Annotated in this window: 14 protein-coding genes and 1 pseudogene; 11 read left to right on the plus strand and 4 right to left on the minus strand. The window is 73.9% G+C overall.

Features of this window, described 5'->3' with window-relative positions:
• Nucleotides 1-813: 813 nt before the first annotated feature.
• The 10 genes from IEY78_RS21790 to IEY78_RS21835 all read left to right on the plus strand — a co-directional run bounded on the left by IEY78_RS21790 (nucleotide 814) and on the right by IEY78_RS21835 (nucleotide 11,383).
• On the plus strand, nucleotides 814-984 hold the full coding sequence (locus IEY78_RS21790; RefSeq protein ID WP_189100818.1) for a hypothetical protein: 171 nt from the start codon (nucleotides 814-816) through the stop codon (nucleotides 982-984).
• A 192-nt stretch (nucleotides 985-1,176) separates the two neighbouring features.
• The gene (locus IEY78_RS21795; protein WP_189100820.1) at nucleotides 1,177-2,760 is read left to right on the plus strand and encodes a radical SAM/SPASM domain-containing protein; all 1,584 of its coding nucleotides are present in this window, start codon (nucleotides 1,177-1,179) and stop codon (nucleotides 2,758-2,760) included.
• Nucleotides 2,761-2,869: 109 nt separating this feature from the next.
• Nucleotides 2,870-4,759: a carbamoyltransferase C-terminal domain-containing protein gene (locus tag IEY78_RS21800; RefSeq protein WP_229700104.1), complete on the plus strand. Its 1,890-nt coding sequence runs from the start codon at nucleotides 2,870-2,872 to the stop codon at nucleotides 4,757-4,759.
• Nucleotides 4,760-4,903: 144 nt separating this feature from the next.
• Nucleotides 4,904-5,806, plus strand: a complete 903-nt coding sequence (locus IEY78_RS21805; protein ID WP_189100822.1) for a phytanoyl-CoA dioxygenase family protein — start codon at nucleotides 4,904-4,906, stop codon at nucleotides 5,804-5,806.
• A complete protein-coding gene (locus tag IEY78_RS21810) occupies nucleotides 5,799-7,121 on the plus strand; it encodes an MFS transporter (protein ID WP_189100824.1) in 1,323 nt (440 codons plus the stop codon). The genes IEY78_RS21805 and IEY78_RS21810 overlap by 8 nt, the downstream gene beginning before the upstream one ends.
• Nucleotides 7,122-7,124: 3 nt before the next feature.
• Entirely contained in the window at nucleotides 7,125-8,060 is a 936-nt protein-coding gene (locus IEY78_RS21815) for an NAD(P)/FAD-dependent oxidoreductase (protein ID WP_189100825.1), read from the plus strand.
• A 121-nt stretch (nucleotides 8,061-8,181) separates the two neighbouring features.
• Entirely contained in the window at nucleotides 8,182-9,099 is a 918-nt protein-coding gene (locus tag IEY78_RS21820; RefSeq protein WP_229700105.1) for an SGNH/GDSL hydrolase family protein, read from the plus strand.
• 11 nt (nucleotides 9,100-9,110) lie between these two features.
• A complete protein-coding gene (locus tag IEY78_RS21825; RefSeq protein WP_189100826.1) occupies nucleotides 9,111-9,296 on the plus strand; it encodes a hypothetical protein in 186 nt (61 codons plus the stop codon).
• 1 nt (nucleotide 9,297) lies between these two features.
• Nucleotides 9,298-11,205 carry a carbamoyltransferase family protein gene (locus tag IEY78_RS21830; RefSeq protein ID WP_229700106.1) on the plus strand — a complete coding sequence of 636 codons (1,908 nt, stop codon included), beginning with the start codon at nucleotides 9,298-9,300 and terminating at the stop codon, nucleotides 11,203-11,205.
• Entirely contained in the window at nucleotides 11,183-11,383 is a 201-nt protein-coding gene (locus IEY78_RS21835; RefSeq protein WP_189100827.1) for a hypothetical protein, read from the plus strand. The genes IEY78_RS21830 and IEY78_RS21835 overlap by 23 nt, the downstream gene beginning before the upstream one ends.
• A 31-nt stretch (nucleotides 11,384-11,414) precedes the next feature.
• Here IEY78_RS21835 and IEY78_RS21840 read toward each other — a convergent pair whose 3' ends face one another.
• The 4 genes and pseudogenes from IEY78_RS21840 to IEY78_RS21855 form a co-directional block, all read right to left on the minus strand.
• Nucleotides 11,415-12,056, minus strand: coding sequence for a class I SAM-dependent methyltransferase (locus IEY78_RS21840; RefSeq protein ID WP_229700107.1), 642 nt, complete (start codon nucleotides 12,054-12,056; stop codon nucleotides 11,415-11,417).
• Nucleotides 12,057-12,140: 84 nt separating this feature from the next.
• Nucleotides 12,141-12,707 (minus strand): Rieske (2Fe-2S) protein, encoded by a 567-nt coding sequence (locus IEY78_RS21845; protein WP_189100828.1) that lies wholly within the window; start codon nucleotides 12,705-12,707, stop codon nucleotides 12,141-12,143.
• A 216-nt stretch (nucleotides 12,708-12,923) separates the two neighbouring features.
• A complete protein-coding gene (locus IEY78_RS21850) occupies nucleotides 12,924-15,080 on the minus strand; it encodes a prolyl oligopeptidase family serine peptidase (protein ID WP_189100829.1) in 2,157 nt (718 codons plus the stop codon).
• Between the two features lie 136 nt (nucleotides 15,081-15,216).
• Nucleotides 15,217-15,708: pseudogene (locus IEY78_RS21855) on the minus strand (hypothetical protein); the annotation flags it as partial.
• 111 nt (nucleotides 15,709-15,819) lie between these two features.
• Between IEY78_RS21855 and IEY78_RS21860 the strand changes: the two are divergent.
• Nucleotides 15,820-17,577, plus strand: coding sequence for a sensor histidine kinase (locus IEY78_RS21860; protein WP_229700108.1), 1,758 nt, complete (start codon nucleotides 15,820-15,822; stop codon nucleotides 17,575-17,577).
• Nucleotides 17,578-17,581 lie beyond the last annotated feature (4 nt).

A 17,581-nucleotide genomic window follows, 5' to 3' on the forward strand; every position in this document is an offset into this window, starting at 1 on the left:
GGCATCTGCCACGACAACGGAGAGGAGGCCGAACGTGGTGATGGCTCAGCCGGTGGTGCTGAACGAGCCGTCCGACGAAGATGCGGCGATCCTGGAGTGGTCGCGCACGCGGCAGGGTGGCGAAAGGGGTGGCAAGGGATGAACGACCTCACGCTCGACAGCGGAGCGGCGACCGGTCCGGCGCCGGACGGCCCGCGCCGGCCGACGGAGCCCGATGCGCCCGAGCCGCCGCCCGGCCCCCAGGATCCTGTCCACCCCAAGCCCGAACCGCCGCCACCGCCCGCCCCGGACAAGGTCCCGCAGCCTGCACCCGAACGTGAACGCGGGGCCTCGCCGGTGCCTTCGGCGCCGCGGTAGCCGCGCCGCCCGGCAGGTCGCGAGCGTCGCCGTCCGGTTCCTCCCCGGCCCGTCAGCGGCAGGATCAGCACCGGCCGACACCGCCCGCCCGCGTCGAGCCATCGATGTGGAACCCCCTACGCCCTGCGCGCCCCGAGGACCGGCCGGCCGCGCGCCGGGTCGTGCGCGTCGTGCCCGTCGCGTTCGGCTCCGCGCCACCGCGCTCCTGGCCGGAATTCGCCTCGCGCGGGGGCAGGTGAAAGGCGTTCGGCGGTGATCGGAAAGCGGCGGATCGCGCGGGGGTGCGCCGGTAAAGGGGCAGCTGGAGTGGCCTGCGGAGAATGGTGAAGGATCAATTCCCATTTGTGCGCCCCGGAGTTCTGCGCTTTTCTCACCGTGTCCGGTAGCAGACCTATTGCGTGGTGTTTTCTTCTGCTTCAGTGGAACGCGTTGTTTCGCACCTACTGAGGAGGCCATATGGCCGAAGTCAAGAAGGTTGCTCGCCCCGCGGTCACCGCGTCGTCCCGTCCGTGTGCGTTCGTCTCGCCGGACAAGGGCAACGCCCCGACCATCACGCCCGCCCACAAGCAGGCGGAGGCCGTCCCGGCCCCCGCCGAGCAGCGGAACGAGTGTGCATCGGCCCAGTAAGGGCTGAGGTTCCCGGGGCCCCGCCCACCGGCCGGGCCCCGGAGTCGCGCGGGCCGGGCCGAGGGCCGGGGCCGGTCCGCGTCCCACGGCTCCGCACCCGGGGCCCTTTTCACCGACGCCGTGCCGAACGCCGCACCAGGGCCGTGCCGTATCGCGTCGGAAGTCGTGCGACGCAGGGAGAAGTCTTCAGCCATGCAGAATTCGATGTACCAGTCCTCGCGCTACGTCCGTACCCTGCGTGCCGCGGGCAACCGGGATTTCACGTCGTTCGGAGGCCGCCTCGATTCCTATGAGGACGACGAGCGGACCATAGCTTTTCACGCGCTCTTCGGAAATGCTCGGCTGATCGACCGGGACATCGTCGAACTTCTCAAGGACGCCTCCCAGGGCGTCAGTTGGGACCGGCTGCGGGAGCGGGCGGACGACGACGCGCTGCGCGACCTCGTCGCGGCCCGGTTCCTCGTCGAGGCGGGCCACGACGAGGCCGCGGAGATCGACGGCCTGCTGGAGAGCCGGCGGAGCGCCCTGGGGAGCGGGGTGTTCCACTCCTCCATCCAGCTCGTGCTCACCAACGCCTGCAACTTCTCCTGCCAGGGCTGCTTCGCGTACAACTTCGACGGCGGCGTCGAGGAGCGCAACACCTCCGGTGAGTCGGTGAAGCCCGGGCCGGTGCTGGTCGAACTGCGCCGCTCGCGCGAGGTCACCGGCCCCACCCGCCAGGACTCGGGCCCCACGTTCGCCAAGGGCGACTGGAACCACGGCGCGGACGAGGCCCGCAACCCCTCGATGCACATGTCGCACGAGGTGGCCGAGAAGACCGTCAAGGAGGCCATCGAGCTGCGCAAGGCCAACGGCGGCGGGCATCTGACGGTGTCGTTCTTCGGCGGCGAGCCCACCCTGGCGCGCGGCACCATCCTGCACGTGCTGCGCACCTTCGGCGACCGCTACGACGGGGTCACCCTCTCCTACGACCTGACCAGCAACGGCTCGCGCATCGACGACGAACTGCTGGCCGCGCTCGCCAGGCACCGCGTCGACACCACCGTCTCCATCGACTACCTGGTCCCGGAGACCGGCGAGTTCCGCGGCGGGCAGCAGCAGCGCACCTCGTGGGAGGTGGTCCGCAAGGCGATCCTCGACATGAAGGCCGCGGGCGTCCCGGTCAGCATCACCTCGGTGCTCTCCCAGTTCACCTGGGACAAGTGGGGCACCCCGCTCATCGACTTCGTCGCCGAGGCCGGTCTGGACAGCCTGGACGTCATCGTGTCCTTCCAGGCCAAGGAGTTCTTCCAGAAGCACAGCCCGCACGACGTGGCGCAGCGGCTGCTGGCCGCCGTCGACTACGGGCGGGCGCGCGGCGTGCAGCTCAGCGGCTACTGGTACCAGACCTTCCAGATGATCATCGATGAGGCCAAGTGGGCCGAGCAGGCCGACTACAAGACCTGCCCGGCGGTGGGCCGCCAGCTCTCCATCGAGCCCAACGGCAGCGTCTTCGCCTGCAAGGCAACCGCCCGCAAGCTGGGCACCATCGACGACTGGCGCGGCATCTTCTCCTCGCCCGCCTACCAGGACTACGGCATGCGGGCCTACACCAACGGCCCCGGCTGCCAGGGCTGCGAGCTCCAGGGCACCTGCTCGGGCGGCTCCGCCGGAGCGCTGGAGGAGGAGAACGGCTCGATCCAGGTGATGTCGCCCGGCTACTGCGCCTACATGCGCGAGGTGGTGCAGGGCCTCCTGGAGCGCCATCACGCCCAGAGCCTCGCCACGCTGTCCTGAGCCGGCCCCCGACGCTCTCCACCACGGCCCGCCCCCGCGCGAGGCGGGCCGCCGATCCACGACCCGGCCCCACGACCCCGGTCCGGGCCGAGGAAGGGTGACTGGTTCCATGGCAATCATTGGGATGCACTTCGGCCACGACGCGGGTGCCGCGCTCACCGAGGCGGGCGGCTACCGCGTCATCGAGGCCGAGCGCCGCCTGGGGCTGCGCCATGTGTGCGGCGGCAACGGCGACTTCCCACCGGCCGCCGCCGCCTGGCTGGCGGAGCTGCGGGCGCGGGCGGCGGGCCCGGTGACCGGGATCGCGGTGGCCGACTGGTACACGCCGGTGTGCCGGGTGCTGCCGCCGGCTCTGGTGGAACTCGTCAACGAGGACGCCCGCTGGACGGCCACCGGCGGCACGGGCCTCGCCGACGCGGTCACCCGCGTGCTCAAGCCCGTGGACTGGCCGCTGGCCAAGGGGTTCGGCGACATCACGCTGACCGCGGTGCGCCACCACTACGCGCACGCCGCCCTCGCGTACTACACCTCCGGGGCCCGCAAGGCCCTGGTGCTGGCCCTGGACGGGACGGGCAACTACGCCGAGTGCGGCATGGTCTGCCTCGGCGACGGCGACCGGCTCACCCCGGTGATGTCCTTCACCAACCGCACCGGCCCGCGCTTCGGCCTGGTCTACGAGGCGCTCGCCCGGCGCGTCCACGGCAGCCAGTTCGACACCGGCAAGCTGCTCGGGCTGTCGGCCACCGGGGAGACCGACGACGCCCTGCTGCCGGTCCTGCGCGCCATGCTCGTCCCGCAGTCCACCCGGCGCGCCTCGCCGGATCTGTACGAGCAGCTCGACGAGGACCGGCTGACCGGCAGCGCGCTGCGCTACGCCGACACCTGGTGGGAGTACGACCCGTACAGCGGCGGCTATCTGGACGCGGGCCTGGCGGACTCCTCGGACGACGATGTCGTGCACTCCTTCGGCTCGGTCTTCCCCGACGAGATCCGCACCGCGGACGGGCGGAGCACCCCCGTCGGCACCTCCCCGGACGAGCGCGTCTGCCGGGATCTGGCGGCCACCTTGCAGACCGCCGTCGAGGGGGACCTGACCTCGCTGGTCACTGGTATCAGCCGGCGCTTCCCCAGCTACGCGACGCTCTGCTACGCGGGCGGCTGCGCGCTCAACATCACCGCCAACAGCCGCCTCGCCGAATGCGACCAGTTCACCCGGGTGTCCATCCCGACCTGCTGCGACGACTCGGGGATCGCGCTGGGCGCGGCGCTGGCCGTCGCCGAACCGGCCGAACGTCCGGCCCTGCTGGGCCGCTCGGGCTGGGCGTCGCTCGCCTACGCCGGTCCGCCGCTGGAGGGCCTGGGGGCGGGGGAGAGCGACGGTGACGAGGCGGCCGCGGCGGACGGCCTGCGGCGGCGGCTGGGCGCCCTCGGGCTGTCCCTGCGTCGCCCGGCCGACGACGAGGAGTTCGTCCGGGCGGTCGCCGACCTGCTGGCCGAACGGCGGTGCGTGGCCTGGCTGGAGGGCGGTCTGGAGACCGGACCGCGGGCGCTGGGCCACCGCTCGCTGCTGGTCTCGGCCCACTGGAGCGGCGCTCGCCGCTACGTCTCCCAGACGATCAAGAACCGGGAGTGGTTTCGGCCGGTCGCGCCGATCTGCCCGGAGGAGCTGGCCGACCAGTACTTCACCGGCCCCCTGGACCACACCGAGACCATGCTGTTCGCGGTGCGGGTACGGCCCGACCGGGCCGAGCGGCTCGCCGAGGCGCGGCACATCGACGGCACGGCGCGCCTGCAGACCGTACGGCCCGACGCGCAGCCCCTGCTGCACCGGCTGTGCCACGCGGTCGCCGCCCGCACGGAGCTGCCCGTCCTCATCAACACCAGCGCCAACGGCGGCGGCCGGCCCCTCCTCAACCACCTCGACGACGCACTGGAGTTGCTCACCGATACCGCCCTGGACGCGGTGGTACTGCCCGAACGCCGCCTGATCGTCGAGTGACCCCCGTACCTGCCCCATGCCCGCAATCCGATTCCCCCGGCACCCCGGTCCGGCCGACCCGACGGAGGTTGGCCGAAACGGCGATGTCGGGGCCGGCCCGTCCCACCCGATCATGTGCAGGCGTCATGTCCCTGGAGAGTGCCCGTGGCCGCCATTCCACTGCGAGACATCCACAAGACGGAACCACTGCGCGTCCTGTCCCCCGCGGACCGGCAGCAGTGGATCACCCAAGGCTATGTGATCGTCCGTCAGGCGGTGGCGCCGGAGACGGTCACCGCCCTCACCGAGGGCCTGTACTCCTTCCTCGACATGCACCCCGAGGACCCCTCGACCTGGGCCACGCCGCACACCGGCAACGACCGGCTGCCGGGCCACAGCGGCCTGGTCGAGATGTACAACCACCAGGCCCAGTGGGACGTCCGGCAGACCCCGCGGGTCCACGGCGCCTTCGCCGACATCTGGGACCGCCCCGACCTGTGGGTCACCATTGACTTCGCCAACGTCAACCCGCCCAACCGGGGGCCGCGCGCCTTCGACGGGTTCATCCACTGGGACGTGGACACCTCCGCCGACCCGCTGCAGGTGAGCTGCCAGGCGGTGCTCTCGCTGACCCACGGCGACGAGGAGATCGGCGGCTTCCAGTGCGTGCCGGAGATCTTCACCGACTGGGAGAAGTGGGTGAGCGGCCAACCGGCCGACCGCGACCCGTTCACCCCGGACATCACCGGCTACCGGATCACCACGCCGAGCGTCGCGCCCGGCGACCTCATCATCTTCAACAGCCTGCTGCCGCACGGGGTGCACCCCAACGTCTCCGAGGCCCGGGTGCGCATGGCCCAGTACCTGACCATGGCGCCCGCCTGGGAGGACGACGCCGGTCTGTGCGAGGCCCGGGTGCGGTTCTGGCGGGACCGGATCCCGCCGCATCCGCCGCAGGGCGGGGTGCGCAAGGACGAGGCCGAGCTGTACGGACCGGCGACGCTGACCCCGCTGGGCGAGCGCCTGCTGGGCCTGCGCGCATGGCACGAGGGGAGCATTGTTGGCTAGCACCGCCCCCTCCGGGGCCCGCCCGGCCGTCCGGGCGGACCTGGGCCGCCCGTTCCGCTGGCTGTGGGCCTCGACGGCCGCCTCCAACGCGGGCGACGGCATCACCCGCACGCTGCTGCCGCTGCTGGTGGTCGCGCACCACCCCGACCCGGCGGTGGTCGCCGGGCTGACCACCGTCAACATGCTGCCCTGGCTGCTGTTCGCGCTGCCCGCCGGCGTCCTCGTGGACCGGGTGGACCGGCGCCGGATCGTGCTGGGCAGCAACCTGGTCCGCGGCGCCGCGCTGCTCGGCGCGGCCCTGGTGCTCACCGGCAACCGCCCGCTGGGCCTGCTGTACGCGCTGGCGTTCCTGCTGGGCATCGCCGAGACCCTCGCCGACACCGCGGCGCCCGCGATGCTGCCGCGGCTGGTCGACGAGCGGCACCTGGAGCGCGCCAACGGGCGGCTGATGGCGGCGCAGATCGTGCTCAACGAGACCGCCGGGCCGCCCGTCGCGGGCCTGCTCGTGGGCCTGACCGCCGCCGCGGCGCTGGCCACCGGCGGGGTGCTGTACGCGCTGGCCGCGCTGCTGCTCCTCGGCCTCGCCCCGCTCGCCCGCACCACCCGCGAGGCGGCACCGGACCGGGCGCGCGGCGGGGTGCTGCGCGACATCCGCGACGGGCTCGGCTTCGTCCTCGGCCACCGCACCCTGCGGCTCACGCTCGCCGCGAGCGCTCTGTACGGCCTGGTGTTCTCGGCGACCTTCTCGATGCTGGTGCTGCTGAGCGAGGGCACGCTGGGGCTGAGCGCGACCGGGTACGGACTGCTGCTCGCCGTCGGGTCGCTGGGCGCCTTCGCCGGCAGCTGGCTGGCGCCCCGGGCCGCCGACCGGCTGCCCACCGTACGGCTGGCCCGGTGGTCCCTGGTCGCGTCCGGAGCCGCGTACGCCGCGCTGGGCCTGGGCCGCCACCCGGTACTGGCCGCGCTGGCGCTCGCCGCCAACGGCGTGTTCATGATGGGCTGGAACATCCCCGTGATGTCGCTGCGCCAGCGGCTCACGCCGGAGGACCTCCAGGGCCGGGTGATGAGCGTGTCCCGGCTGTGCGCGTGGGGCACGATGCCGGTCGGCGCGACGCTCGGCGGACTGCTCGCCGAGGCCCTGTCCGTGCCCGCCGTGTTCGTGGTGTGCGGCAGCGTCCTGGCCGTGGGCGCGCTGCTGCTGCTCGCGCCCGTGCGCGAGGCCCCCGCCGCGCCCCCTGGCGCGCTCCCGGCGCCCTCCGCGCCACCGCCGCCCTCCGATCCGCCTGCGCACACCGACCTTCTCGACAAGGGGTGACCATTGGCTACACAGCTCTATGACACGGTGATCGTCGGAGGCGGCCCGGCCGGCCTCAACGGGGCGCTGTACCTGGGCCGTTCACGGCGCCGGGTGCTGCTCGTCGACTCGGGCGACGCCCGCAACATGGCGGCCGGCGTCATGCACAACGTCCTCACCAACGACGGCGCGGACATCGCGGACTTCCGGGAGCGCTCCCGCGCCCAGCTCGCCGCGTACGACGTGACGTTCCGGGACGACGAGGTGCTCTCGGCGGAGCCCGACGGCGACCACGTGGTGGTCACCACCAAGGAGTCCGGCACCGTCCGGGCCCGCACCCTGCTCTACGCGGCCGGGGTGCGCTCGGTGCTGCCGCCGGTCCCGGGCCTGGCGGACCTGTGGGGCACCACTGTCCTGGAATGCCCGTACTGCCACGCCTGGGAGGTGCGCGACCGCAGCTTCGCCGTGTACGGAGGGGTGGTGGCGAGCGAGTGCCTGGCCGCGACCCTCACGGTGTGGTCCGACCGCATCAGCTACCTCACCGACCGGCGCGAGCTGCCGGGCGACGAGCAGGACCGGCTCACCGCGGCCGGGGTGCCCGTCGTCGCCGACGGGGTCAGCGAGGTGAAGCCGCACCCCGAGGGCGTCGAGGTCGTCTTCGAGGACGGCCGGTCCGAGAGCTACGGGGCGCTCTTCCTGCACCTGGACATGGAGCCCCGGGTGGACCCGCTGCGGCCCTGGCTCCAGGCGCCGGACCTGGAGTCCGTGCAGACCGACGACCGCGGCCGCACCAGCCTGCCCCGGCTCTACGTGGCCGGCGACCTCGGCCGGAACATGCAGCAGGCCGCGATGGCCGCCGCCAGCGGAGGCCTGGCGGGCATGGCCATCAACGCCGACCTGATCCGCGAGGACCGCCCCGGCTCCCTGCCCGAACCGCCGCCCCCGACCCCGGCCCGCTGAGCGCGGGCGGCCCACCCCGCACCCGCCCTGCCCGGCGCACCCACCGCGCACGGGCGGGGCGGCCGGGCACCGATCACGGCATCACCGCCACGCACCGCGCACCGACGGGAGCCCCTTCGCGATGACCTCACCCCGCGCCGAGTTCACCCCGCACATGGAGCACTACACCTTCGTCCTGGAGGACCAGCCCTACCTGGGGTACTTCCAGTACGGCAACGAGAAGAGCCCCGTCCACACCACCGACCGGCACGGCTTCCGGGTCACCCCGGGCCCCGGCGGGCTCCGGGCCACGGTCGGCGACGACCGCCCCGACGGCCCGGTGCGGGTGCTCGCCGGCAGCTCCGCGGTCTTCGGCGTGGGCGCCACCGGTGACGCGGCCACCATCCCCGCGCGGCTGTGGAACGCCCACGCGCCCCGGCTGCCCTGGCTGAACATCTCCGGGCAGAGCCACAACTCGGCCCAGGAACTCCTGCTGTTCACCCTCTTCCAGCACGAACTCCCGCCGGTCGAGGACATCGTGCTGCTCTCCGGGGTCAACAATCTGGTGCTCAGCCGGCTGCCCGAGGAGAAGCAGGGCCGGCATGGCGCCTTCTTCGACTGCGGGCCCGCCCCCGACGTCGTACCGCCGCCGGACCGGCGGGTCGCGCACGCCACCGAGCTGACGATCCGCCATCTGGGCGCCTGGAAGCTGCTGGCGGACGGCCTGGGCGCCCGGCTGTCCTTCGCGCTCCAGCCGCTGGCGCCCTGGGTGCGCGAGGAGCCGCTGCCCCGCGAGCAGCAGCTCTTCGAGGAGCTGGACGAGGTGTCCAACTTCCGCCGGTTCCACCACGACATCTCGACCATGGCGGTGGGCCGCGCCTACGCGGACCGGCTGGCCGCCGGATGCGCCGCACTCGATGTGCCGTTCCTGGACCTGAACGTGGCGCTGGCCGAGGCCGCGAAGCCGGCGGACTGGCTGTTCATCGACCGTGTGCACTGCACGGATCTGGGATACGACCTGGTGGCCCGGCAGCTGGCGGACCGCCTGGACCTGGCGTGAGGAGCCCCGCCGTGCCCGACGACAGCAACGCCGAGCCCGCGTCGGCGGTCGGCCGCCTCGCCTCCTGGCTGCGGCGCGGGGGCCGCCCGCGGCCCGCCCCCGACGCCCCGGCGGACCGGCCCGCCGACCCGCCCGCGCAGCCGTCCCCGCTGCGGCCGCAGCCCGAGGACGACGCCTCCGTCTACCCCCTGTTCTGACATGGCGAGGTCGGACAGCGGGGCCGGCGGGGGCGGTGCGCGCGACGGCCGCCGGAGCCCCGGCGGGCCGGACCGCCCGGTCCTGGGCATCTCGGCCTACTACCACGACAGCGCGGCCGCCGTGGTGGCCGGCGGCACCCCGCTCGCGGCGGCGCAGGAGGAGCGGTTCACCCGGCGCCGCCACGACCCCGGCTTCCCCGCGCGCGCCGTCGCCTGCTGCCTGCGCGAGGCCGGGCTGCGCCTGGACGAGCTGGCGGCTGTGGCCTTCTACGAGGACCCTGCCCTGAAGTTCCGCCGCGTGCTGGCGACCTGGCTGGCCACCGCCCCGCACGGCCTGCCGGTGTTCCGCCGGGCGTTCCCGCAGTGGGCCGGCTGGAAGCGGCGGGCCCTGGACGACGTCCGCGACCGGCTGCGCGCCCTGGCCCCCGGACAGCCGCTGCCCCCGGTGGTCGCGCACCGCCACCACGCCTCGCACGCCGCGTCGGCGTTCTTCCCGAGCCCGTACCCGTCGGCCGCGGTGCTGTGCGTCGACGGTGTGGGGGAGTGGGCGACGACGACGCTGTGGCACGGCCGGGGCACCGAGCTGGTGCCGCTCGCGGAACTGCGCTTCCCGCACTCGCTCGGCATGCTCTACTCGGCGTTCACGTACTTCTGCGGCTTCAAGGTCGACTCCGGCGAGTACAAGCTGATGGGCCTGGCGCCCTACGGGACGCCGCGCTACGCGCCGCTCATCCGGGAGCGGCTGATCGACATCAAGCCGGACGGCTCGTTCCGCCTGGATCTGCGGCACTTCACCTTCCAGTACGGGCAGACCATGGTCGGCCGGGCCTTCGAGGAGCTGTTCGACGGGCCGCGCCGGACGCCGGAAGGCCCGCTCACCGAGCGGGAGTTCGACCTCGCGGCCTCCGTGCAGCAGGTGACCGAGGAGGTGATGCTGCGGCTGGCCCGGACCGTGCTGCGACGCACCGGGGAGCGGCGGCTGTGCCTGGCCGGCGGGGTGGCGCTCAACTGCGTGGCCAACGGCCGGATCCTGGCCGACGGGGTCTGCGACGAGCTGTGGGTGCAGCCGGCGGCCGGCGACGCGGGCGGGGCGCTCGGCGCGGCGCTGGCCGAGTCGCACCGCCGGGGAGCACCCCGCCCCCATCTGGAGCGCGGCACGGACGCGATGGCGGGCGCGCTGCTCGGCCCCGCCTGCTCGGACCGGGCGACCGCGGAGTTCCTGACCCGTGGCGGCTACCCCGCCGTGCGGCTGCCGGAGCGGGACTTGGTGGAGCGGGTCGCGGCGGAGCTGGCGCGGGGGCGGGTAGTGGGCTGGTTCCAGGGACGGATGGAGTTCGGACCGCGGGCGCTGGGCAACCGCTCGATCCTCGCGGATCCGCGCGACCCCGCCATGCAGTCGACCCTCAACCTCAAGACGAAGTTCCGCGAGTCCTTCCGCCCGTTCGCGCCCGCGGTGCGCGCCGAGGACGCCAAGGACTGGTTCGACCTGGCGCAGGAGAGCCCGTACATGCTGCTGACCGCGCAGGTCGCCGCGGCACAGCGGCGGGAGTGCGGGGCCGTGGCGGACGGGGTGACGGGCCCGGATCTGCTGCGGGTGCCGCGCTCGACGATCCCGGCGGTCACCCATGTCGACGGCTCGGCCCGCGTGCAGACCGTGTCCGCCGCGGACCACCCGCGGTTCCACGCGCTGCTCACCGCCTTCGGGGACCGCACGGGCTGCCCGGTGCTGGTGAACACCTCGTTCAACGTCCGCGGCGAGCCGATCGTGCGCGATGCCGCGGAGGCGTACGCCTGCTTCATGCGCACCCGGATCGATCTGCTGGTCCTCGGCGACTTCCTGCTGGACAAGCGGGACCAGCCCGAGTGGCGGGAGGAGGGCGACTGGCGTGCCGCGATACCGATGGACTGAGCGGCTGCGGCGGCTGGGCCCGGTGGTGCTGTACTTCGCGGTGGTCACCCCGGCCGGACTGTTGGTGCGGGCGGTGCGGGATCCGCTGCGGCGCTCCCGGGACGCCGGCCGGACGAGCTATCTGGACCGCCCGGCCCGCCCCCGGCGCCGCCTCGCGACCTTCCGCCGGGCCCCCTGAGCGGACGGCGGCCGCCCGTGGACGTACGCGACTACCGGCCGTCCCGGCTCGCCGAGGTCAGCACCACGCGCCGCGTACCGAGGACCTGGACGCGGGAAGCGGCCCCGGTGAATCCGCACGCCGTCGCCCAGCGGCTGGCCTCCTGCGCGGTGTGCGGCAGCGGCACGTCGGCGGCGAGGTGCCCCGAGAAGCGTGCGGACGGCCGGAAGTGCGTGGCCAGGGGCAGCGTGAAGCCCACCCGGCCGCCCGGACGCAGGGCGCGCCGCCAGTCGGCCAGCGCCCGGCGCCCCAGGAAGTGCAGCGAGGACGCGCAGAACACGACATCGAGGGAGTGGTCGGCGACCGGCAGCGGGACCGCGTCGGCGATCCGCCAGTCGATCGCCGTCTCCTGCGTCAGCCCCGCGGCGCGGGCCCGGCCCACCTCGATCATCCCGGGGGACAGGTCGACGGCCAGGACGGGCGGGGCGGTGCCGGGCCGGCCGCGCGCGAGGTGCCGGGCGACGGCTCCCGCACCGCACGCCACGTCGGCGACCGCGTCGGCCTCGCCAGGGGACACCCACGCGATCAGGGCCCGCGCGATGTCCTCGTGGTGCCCGTGGTCGTAGCCGCCGGCCAGCTCGTCGAAGGCCCCGGCCAGAGTCGCGCTCTGCGTCAGGGTTGGATCCTGCGTCACCGTTGGATCCTAGGGGGGTGCGACGGCCGCGGACACCCGCCCGCCGGAGGCGCGGCCCCGGCGGGCGGCTGGGTGGCCGCGCCGTCAGCCGAGGGTGACCGAGCCGCCCTTGACGTCCACCTTGGCGGGTGCCAGTGCCTTGGTGGCGGGGCCCTTCTTCACGCTGCCGTCGTTGATGTCGAACTTGCTGCCGTGGCACATGCAGTTGATGGTGCCGCCGGAGACCTCGCCGACGATGCAGCCGGCGTGTGTGCAGATCGCGGAGAACGCCTTGATCTCGCCGTCCTGGGGCTGGGTGACGACCACTTTCTCGGCCTTGAAGATCTTGCCGCCGCCCTTGGGGATCTCTGACGTCTTGCCGAGCGCGGTGCCGCCGGCCCCGCCGCTGCCGCTGCCCCCGCCGCTCGACCCGGAGGCCGACTGCTCGCCGGCCGCGTCGTTCGAGTCGCCGCTGCCCGAGTCCGTCGTGCTGCCGCCGCAGGCCGCGAGCGCCGCCGTCAGCCCGGCCGCGCCGACCGCCGCGACCACGGCCCGCCGCCCCGCCCCGCGCTCCGCCGGTGCCGTGCCGGTCTCTTCCGTCGCAGCCGTCGCCGCCGTCGTGTCCGTCGCCTCTCGGGTGTCGGTCCGCTCCGACGCTGCCTGTCGAGCCATGGTGTGCCTCCGGTTCATGGTGGTGCCTTCGGTGCGCGCTCTGCTCCATGGGCGTTGCACAGGGTCCATACGGAGCGGCGGCCCGGGGTGTTCAACACGCTCATGTTCCTTTCGCGGAGGTACGAAAGACGGCAGGAAACGGCGAAGCGCACGGCGGCGTGCAACGGGGGCGGCGGCGGTGGCACGAACGGCCGAGGGCCGTTCGGGGGACGCGGCTCAGTCCCCCTCGGCCTCCTGGGCGCGCCGCTCCAGCGCCTCCCGCAGGAAGTCCCGCTGGAAGAGCAGCAGCTGCTCGTTGACCGCGTCGTCGGCGGGCAGATGGGTGGCGCCGGGCAGCGGCAGCACGCTGTGCGGCCGGCCCGCGGCGAGCAGCTCCGCCGAGAAGCGCAGGGTGTGCGCGGCCGCCACATTGTCGTCCGCGAGCCCGTGGACCAGCAGCAGCGGGCGGCTCAGCAGATGGCCGTGGCCGATCAGGGAGCAGCGCGCGTAGTTCTCCGGCCGCTCCTCGGGGTGGCCCAGGAACCGCTCCTTCCAGTGGGTGTCGTACAGCCGCATGTCGGTGGGCGGCGCACCGGCCACCGCCGCATGGAAGACCTCGGGGCGGTGCAGCACCGCGCCCGCGGCCAGGAACCCGCCGAACGACCAGCCGCGGATCCCCACCCGCGCCAGGTCCAGGTCGCCGCACTGCTCCGCGGCCGCCCGCAGCCCGTCGGCCTGGTCCTCCAGGGCAGGCGTCAGCTGGTCGCCGTGGATGGTCTTCTCCCAGGCGGGGCCCCGGTTGGGGGTGCCGCGGCCGTCGACGACCAGCACCGCGAACCCCTGCTCGGCGAACCACTGCGACACACAGGAGGGCCATTCCAGGGCGCGCCCCACCTGCTGCACTCCCGGCCCGCCGTACGGGTCGAGCAGTACCGGCAGCTTCCCCGCGCCCTCCTCGTGCCAGGACGGCAGGTACAGCGCGCCGCGCAACTGCCGTGCGCCGAGGACGAGATGGCGGGGCCGCGGGGTGACCGCCGGCTCCTCGGCGAGCGAGGGGACGACCCGGTACGGCGTGTCCTGGTCCGGCCCGGCACCGTCCGCCGGCTCGGCCCGCAGGACGCGCGCCTCGTCGCCGCGTGGCGTCCACCCGGACACGACGACCGTGCCGCCCCGCCCCACCCCGGTGAATCTGCCCGGCCCCCGGCTCAGCCGCCGGATGCCGCGGCCCGGTTCATGGCGCCACACATGGGTCTCCAGCGGGTCCTCGCTCGCCGTGAACAGCACCTGCTCGCCCTCGACCCCCAGGACCTCGCACAGCTGCATCCCCCCGGGGGTGACCCGCCGGCCGCCGACGGTCAGATACCGGGTGTCGCCGTCGTCCTCGGGGAGCACCAGGGCGCCCGACGCGGTACGGGCGGGGGTGCCGGGGACGAGCTCCACCCAGGCGGGGTCGGTCCGCTCGTGCAGCACCTCGGTGGCCCCGGTCGCCGGATCGACCGCGAGCGTGCGCAGGACGCGCTGGTCGCGGCTCTGGACGGCGAGGAACGGTCCGTGCGCGTCCCAGCCGGCGTCGACGAGGTACTCGTGGGCCGCGCGGTCCCACCGGACCTCGGTCCGCCCGCCGTCCAGGGAGAGCAGCTGCACGGTCACGTCCGCGTTGGGGGTGCCCGCCGACGGGTAGGGAATGGCCCGCGGCGGCTTGGTGGGGTCGGCCGGGTCGGAGAGGTAGCGGCGTTCCACGGGGCCGGTGTCGACCCTGGCCACCAGGAGGCGGCTGCTGTCCGGCGCCCACCAGTGGCCGCGCATCCGGTGCATGGACTCCGCGGCGACGTATTCGGCGAGCCCGTAGGAGATCTCCGGGCCCTCGGCGCGGGCCAACTGCCGGTCGGTGCCGGCCAGATCGACGACGTGCAGGCAGCGGCGGCTCACATAGGCGACGTGCCGGCCGTCGGGGGAGGGGCGGGGGTCGACCACCGGCCCCGCCGCGGGGACGGAGAACGGCGCGCCGCCGTCGGTGCGCACCACCCACAGCGCTCCGGACAGCGCGAACGCCACCAGGCGGGCCGCGCCGTCCGCCGCGTAGGACACCACGCCCGCTGCACGCTCCCGGGCGCGCTCCCGGCGCAGCCGCTCCTCCTCGGGGACCTCCCCGCAGCCGTTCCCCACCAGGAGCGCGGGGTCGGCCAGCAGCCGCTCCTTGCCGTCCTCCTCCTGCCACAGCCGCCCCACGGGGTCGGTGCCCGAGCCGGTGCGGACGAACAGGACCCGGGAGCCGTCGGCGGAGACGGTGAACTGCCGGGGCACGCCGAGGGAGAAGCGGCGGGTGCGCGCGAACTGGCGCGGGAACGCTGCGGAGTTCGCGGTCTGTCCGGGGTTCCGGGCGCTGCTGTCCACGGTGCTGTCCTCCAGAGGGTGCGGGAACCCGGCCGGTGCCGTCCGGGCATGACGATCTCCGAGGGGAAACTAGGCATATCGACGACGCGGGGGGAAGACCCCGCCCGGCCCCCGGCTCCTCCCCCTCGCCGCCGTCGTAGCCGCGGCGCATGTCGATGACCGCGTGGTCGGCGCTCCGCGCCGCGTCACAGGCGATATCGCACCCGGAGTTTCCGGCGCCGACGATCAGCACTCGCCGGCCCTTCGATTCGTCCGCGCAGCGATAGCTGACCGTGTGCCGGAACTCGCCCCTCAACTCCCCCGCTCGGTCAGCCCGCACGCCTCGGCGAACGTTCGCAGATACGCGAGGATGTCCTTGTGCGGCGGATAGTCCGCACAGGAATCCGGCATCGGGAACCCGCTGAATCCAAAAAGCGTCCTACGGGAAATGAAGTGCGCCGACTCGTTGCATCGGCGAGCCCGGATTCTCGATGTCCGGGACGAATGAGATGCCGGGGACAGGGATTCTCGCGGCCCTCCACCGCGGCGGCCCTCGCGGCGGTCTCTCCGCTGCCTCTCCGCTGCCTGTCCGATGCCTCCGCAGCGAAATGGCGAGGAGCGGCGGTAATGCCGCAGACCCGTGTGCGATAACGCAAAGTCATTACCGTGTCACATCGCGCCATGGAAAAGTCCGACTGCCGGACCGGACGGAACTGCCCTAGAATCTGCGGACACTTCCGCCGTCCGTCTGGTTTTTCCCATGACCCTTGAACAAAGCTCCGCACCGTCCACCGAAAGCACGGAGAAGTCGCCCGACCATTCCGTGCATTCGGCGGCGGCCTCCGCACGGGACGACCTGCGGAGCCGGGTGCGGACGCTGTTCCGGAGGCGGCCGTGGTTCGCCGTGGTGGTCGACGTGGTGCTCGCGCTGGGCTGTGCCCTGGCGGACCCCGAGATCCGGACGGCCTTCGCGCCGGGTGAGATCTACAGCCCGCTGTCGCCGTCCCTGTCCGGCTGGCTGACGGCCGCGGTGGCGATGCTGCTGCTGTTCCGGCGCCGCTTCCCGGTCGCGGTCGCCGCCGCCGTGACCGGCGGACTGCTGCTGGGCACGGGGTCCGTGCTGACGCTCTCCGTCGCCTACTACTCACTCGCCCGCCATGCCGGTCCGGTCCGGCGGATCCGCACCGTGGTGGTGGCCGCGTCCCTCGGGCTGGCCACCGTCCTCGCCGTCGCCCTGGTGCACCTGCACCGCCTCGCCCCTCGTCACGGACTCTCCGCCTCGTACCAGGGGGTGCTGCTGCTCGTGGTGGCGCTGGCCGCCGTCGTGCTGCCCGTGCTCGCCGGGCTCCGCCCGCTGGGCCGGCACCCGGGCTGGTGGGAGACCCGGCGGGCGATGCTGTTCGACGTGTCGCTGGTGGTGCTGTTTCCCCTGGTCAACCCGGCGGTCATCCTCGTCAGCGCCGTCGGGGGCAACCCGCTGGGGCTCCCGGCGCCGGTGGTCGCCGCCCTCGCGGTCCTGGGCGGCCTGACCGTCGTCCTGCGTCGCCGCTACCCCGCGGCCGTCGCCGTGGCGTCCATCGTGCTGCTGCCGCTGGTCCTGCCGCCCCTCAGCGCCCTGCCGGTCGGTCTGTACACGGTGGCCAAGTACGGGCGCTCCCGCCGCCAGCTGCTGGTGATCTCCGGGGCGGCCGCGGCCGTGCTCCTCGCCTGGTCGTTCCTCGCGGACGCGTCGATGGTGTTCCTTCTGGCGATGTTCCTGCTGGTCTCCATGGTCGTGGCCCCCGTGCTGCTCGGCATGTACCGGGGCGCCAAGCAGAGTCTGCTGGTGAACCTGCGGGAGCGGGCGGAGCGCCTGGAGCGCGAGCAGCACCTCAAGGAGGCGCAGGCCCGGATGCAGGAGCGCGCCCGGATCGCCCGCGAGATGCACGACGTGGTCTCGCACCGGGTGAGCCTGATGGTGGTGCACGCGGGCGCCCTGGAGGCCGGGGCCGGCGGCGACAACGAGGTGGCCCGGAAGACCGGCGCGCTCATCGGCCAGATGGGCCGCCAGGCGCTGAACGAACTGCGCGATGTGCTGAACGTGCTGCGGATGGACCAGCCCGGCGAGCAGGACGCGGCACCGTCGCAGCCGGCGCTCGACGACGTCACCACCCTGGTCGAGGAGTCCCGCAGCACCGGCGCCCGCATCGACCTCGACATCACCGGCACCCCCCGCGACCTGGACGCCGACCTCGGCGCGGCCCTGTACCGCCTCGTCCAGGAGGGCCTGACCAACGCCTGCAAGCACGCCTCCGGGGCGCCGGTCCGCGTCGAGGTGCGCCACGGCACCGACACGGTGCGGGTGCGGGTCGAGAACGACGCCCCGCAGGGCCCGTCCGGCACGGCACTGCCCAGCGGCGGCCGCGGGCTGGTCGGGCTGGGCGAACGCGTCGGCGCCCTCGGCGGCAGCTTCACGTCCGGGGGCCTGCCGGGCGGCGGATTCGCCATCGAGGCCACGGTCCCGCTCACCGGCCGCTGAGCGG

The sequence above is a fragment of the Streptomyces kronopolitis genome (assembly GCF_014646275.1).
Classification (GTDB): Bacteria; Actinomycetota; Actinomycetes; order Streptomycetales; family Streptomycetaceae; genus Streptomyces; species Streptomyces kronopolitis.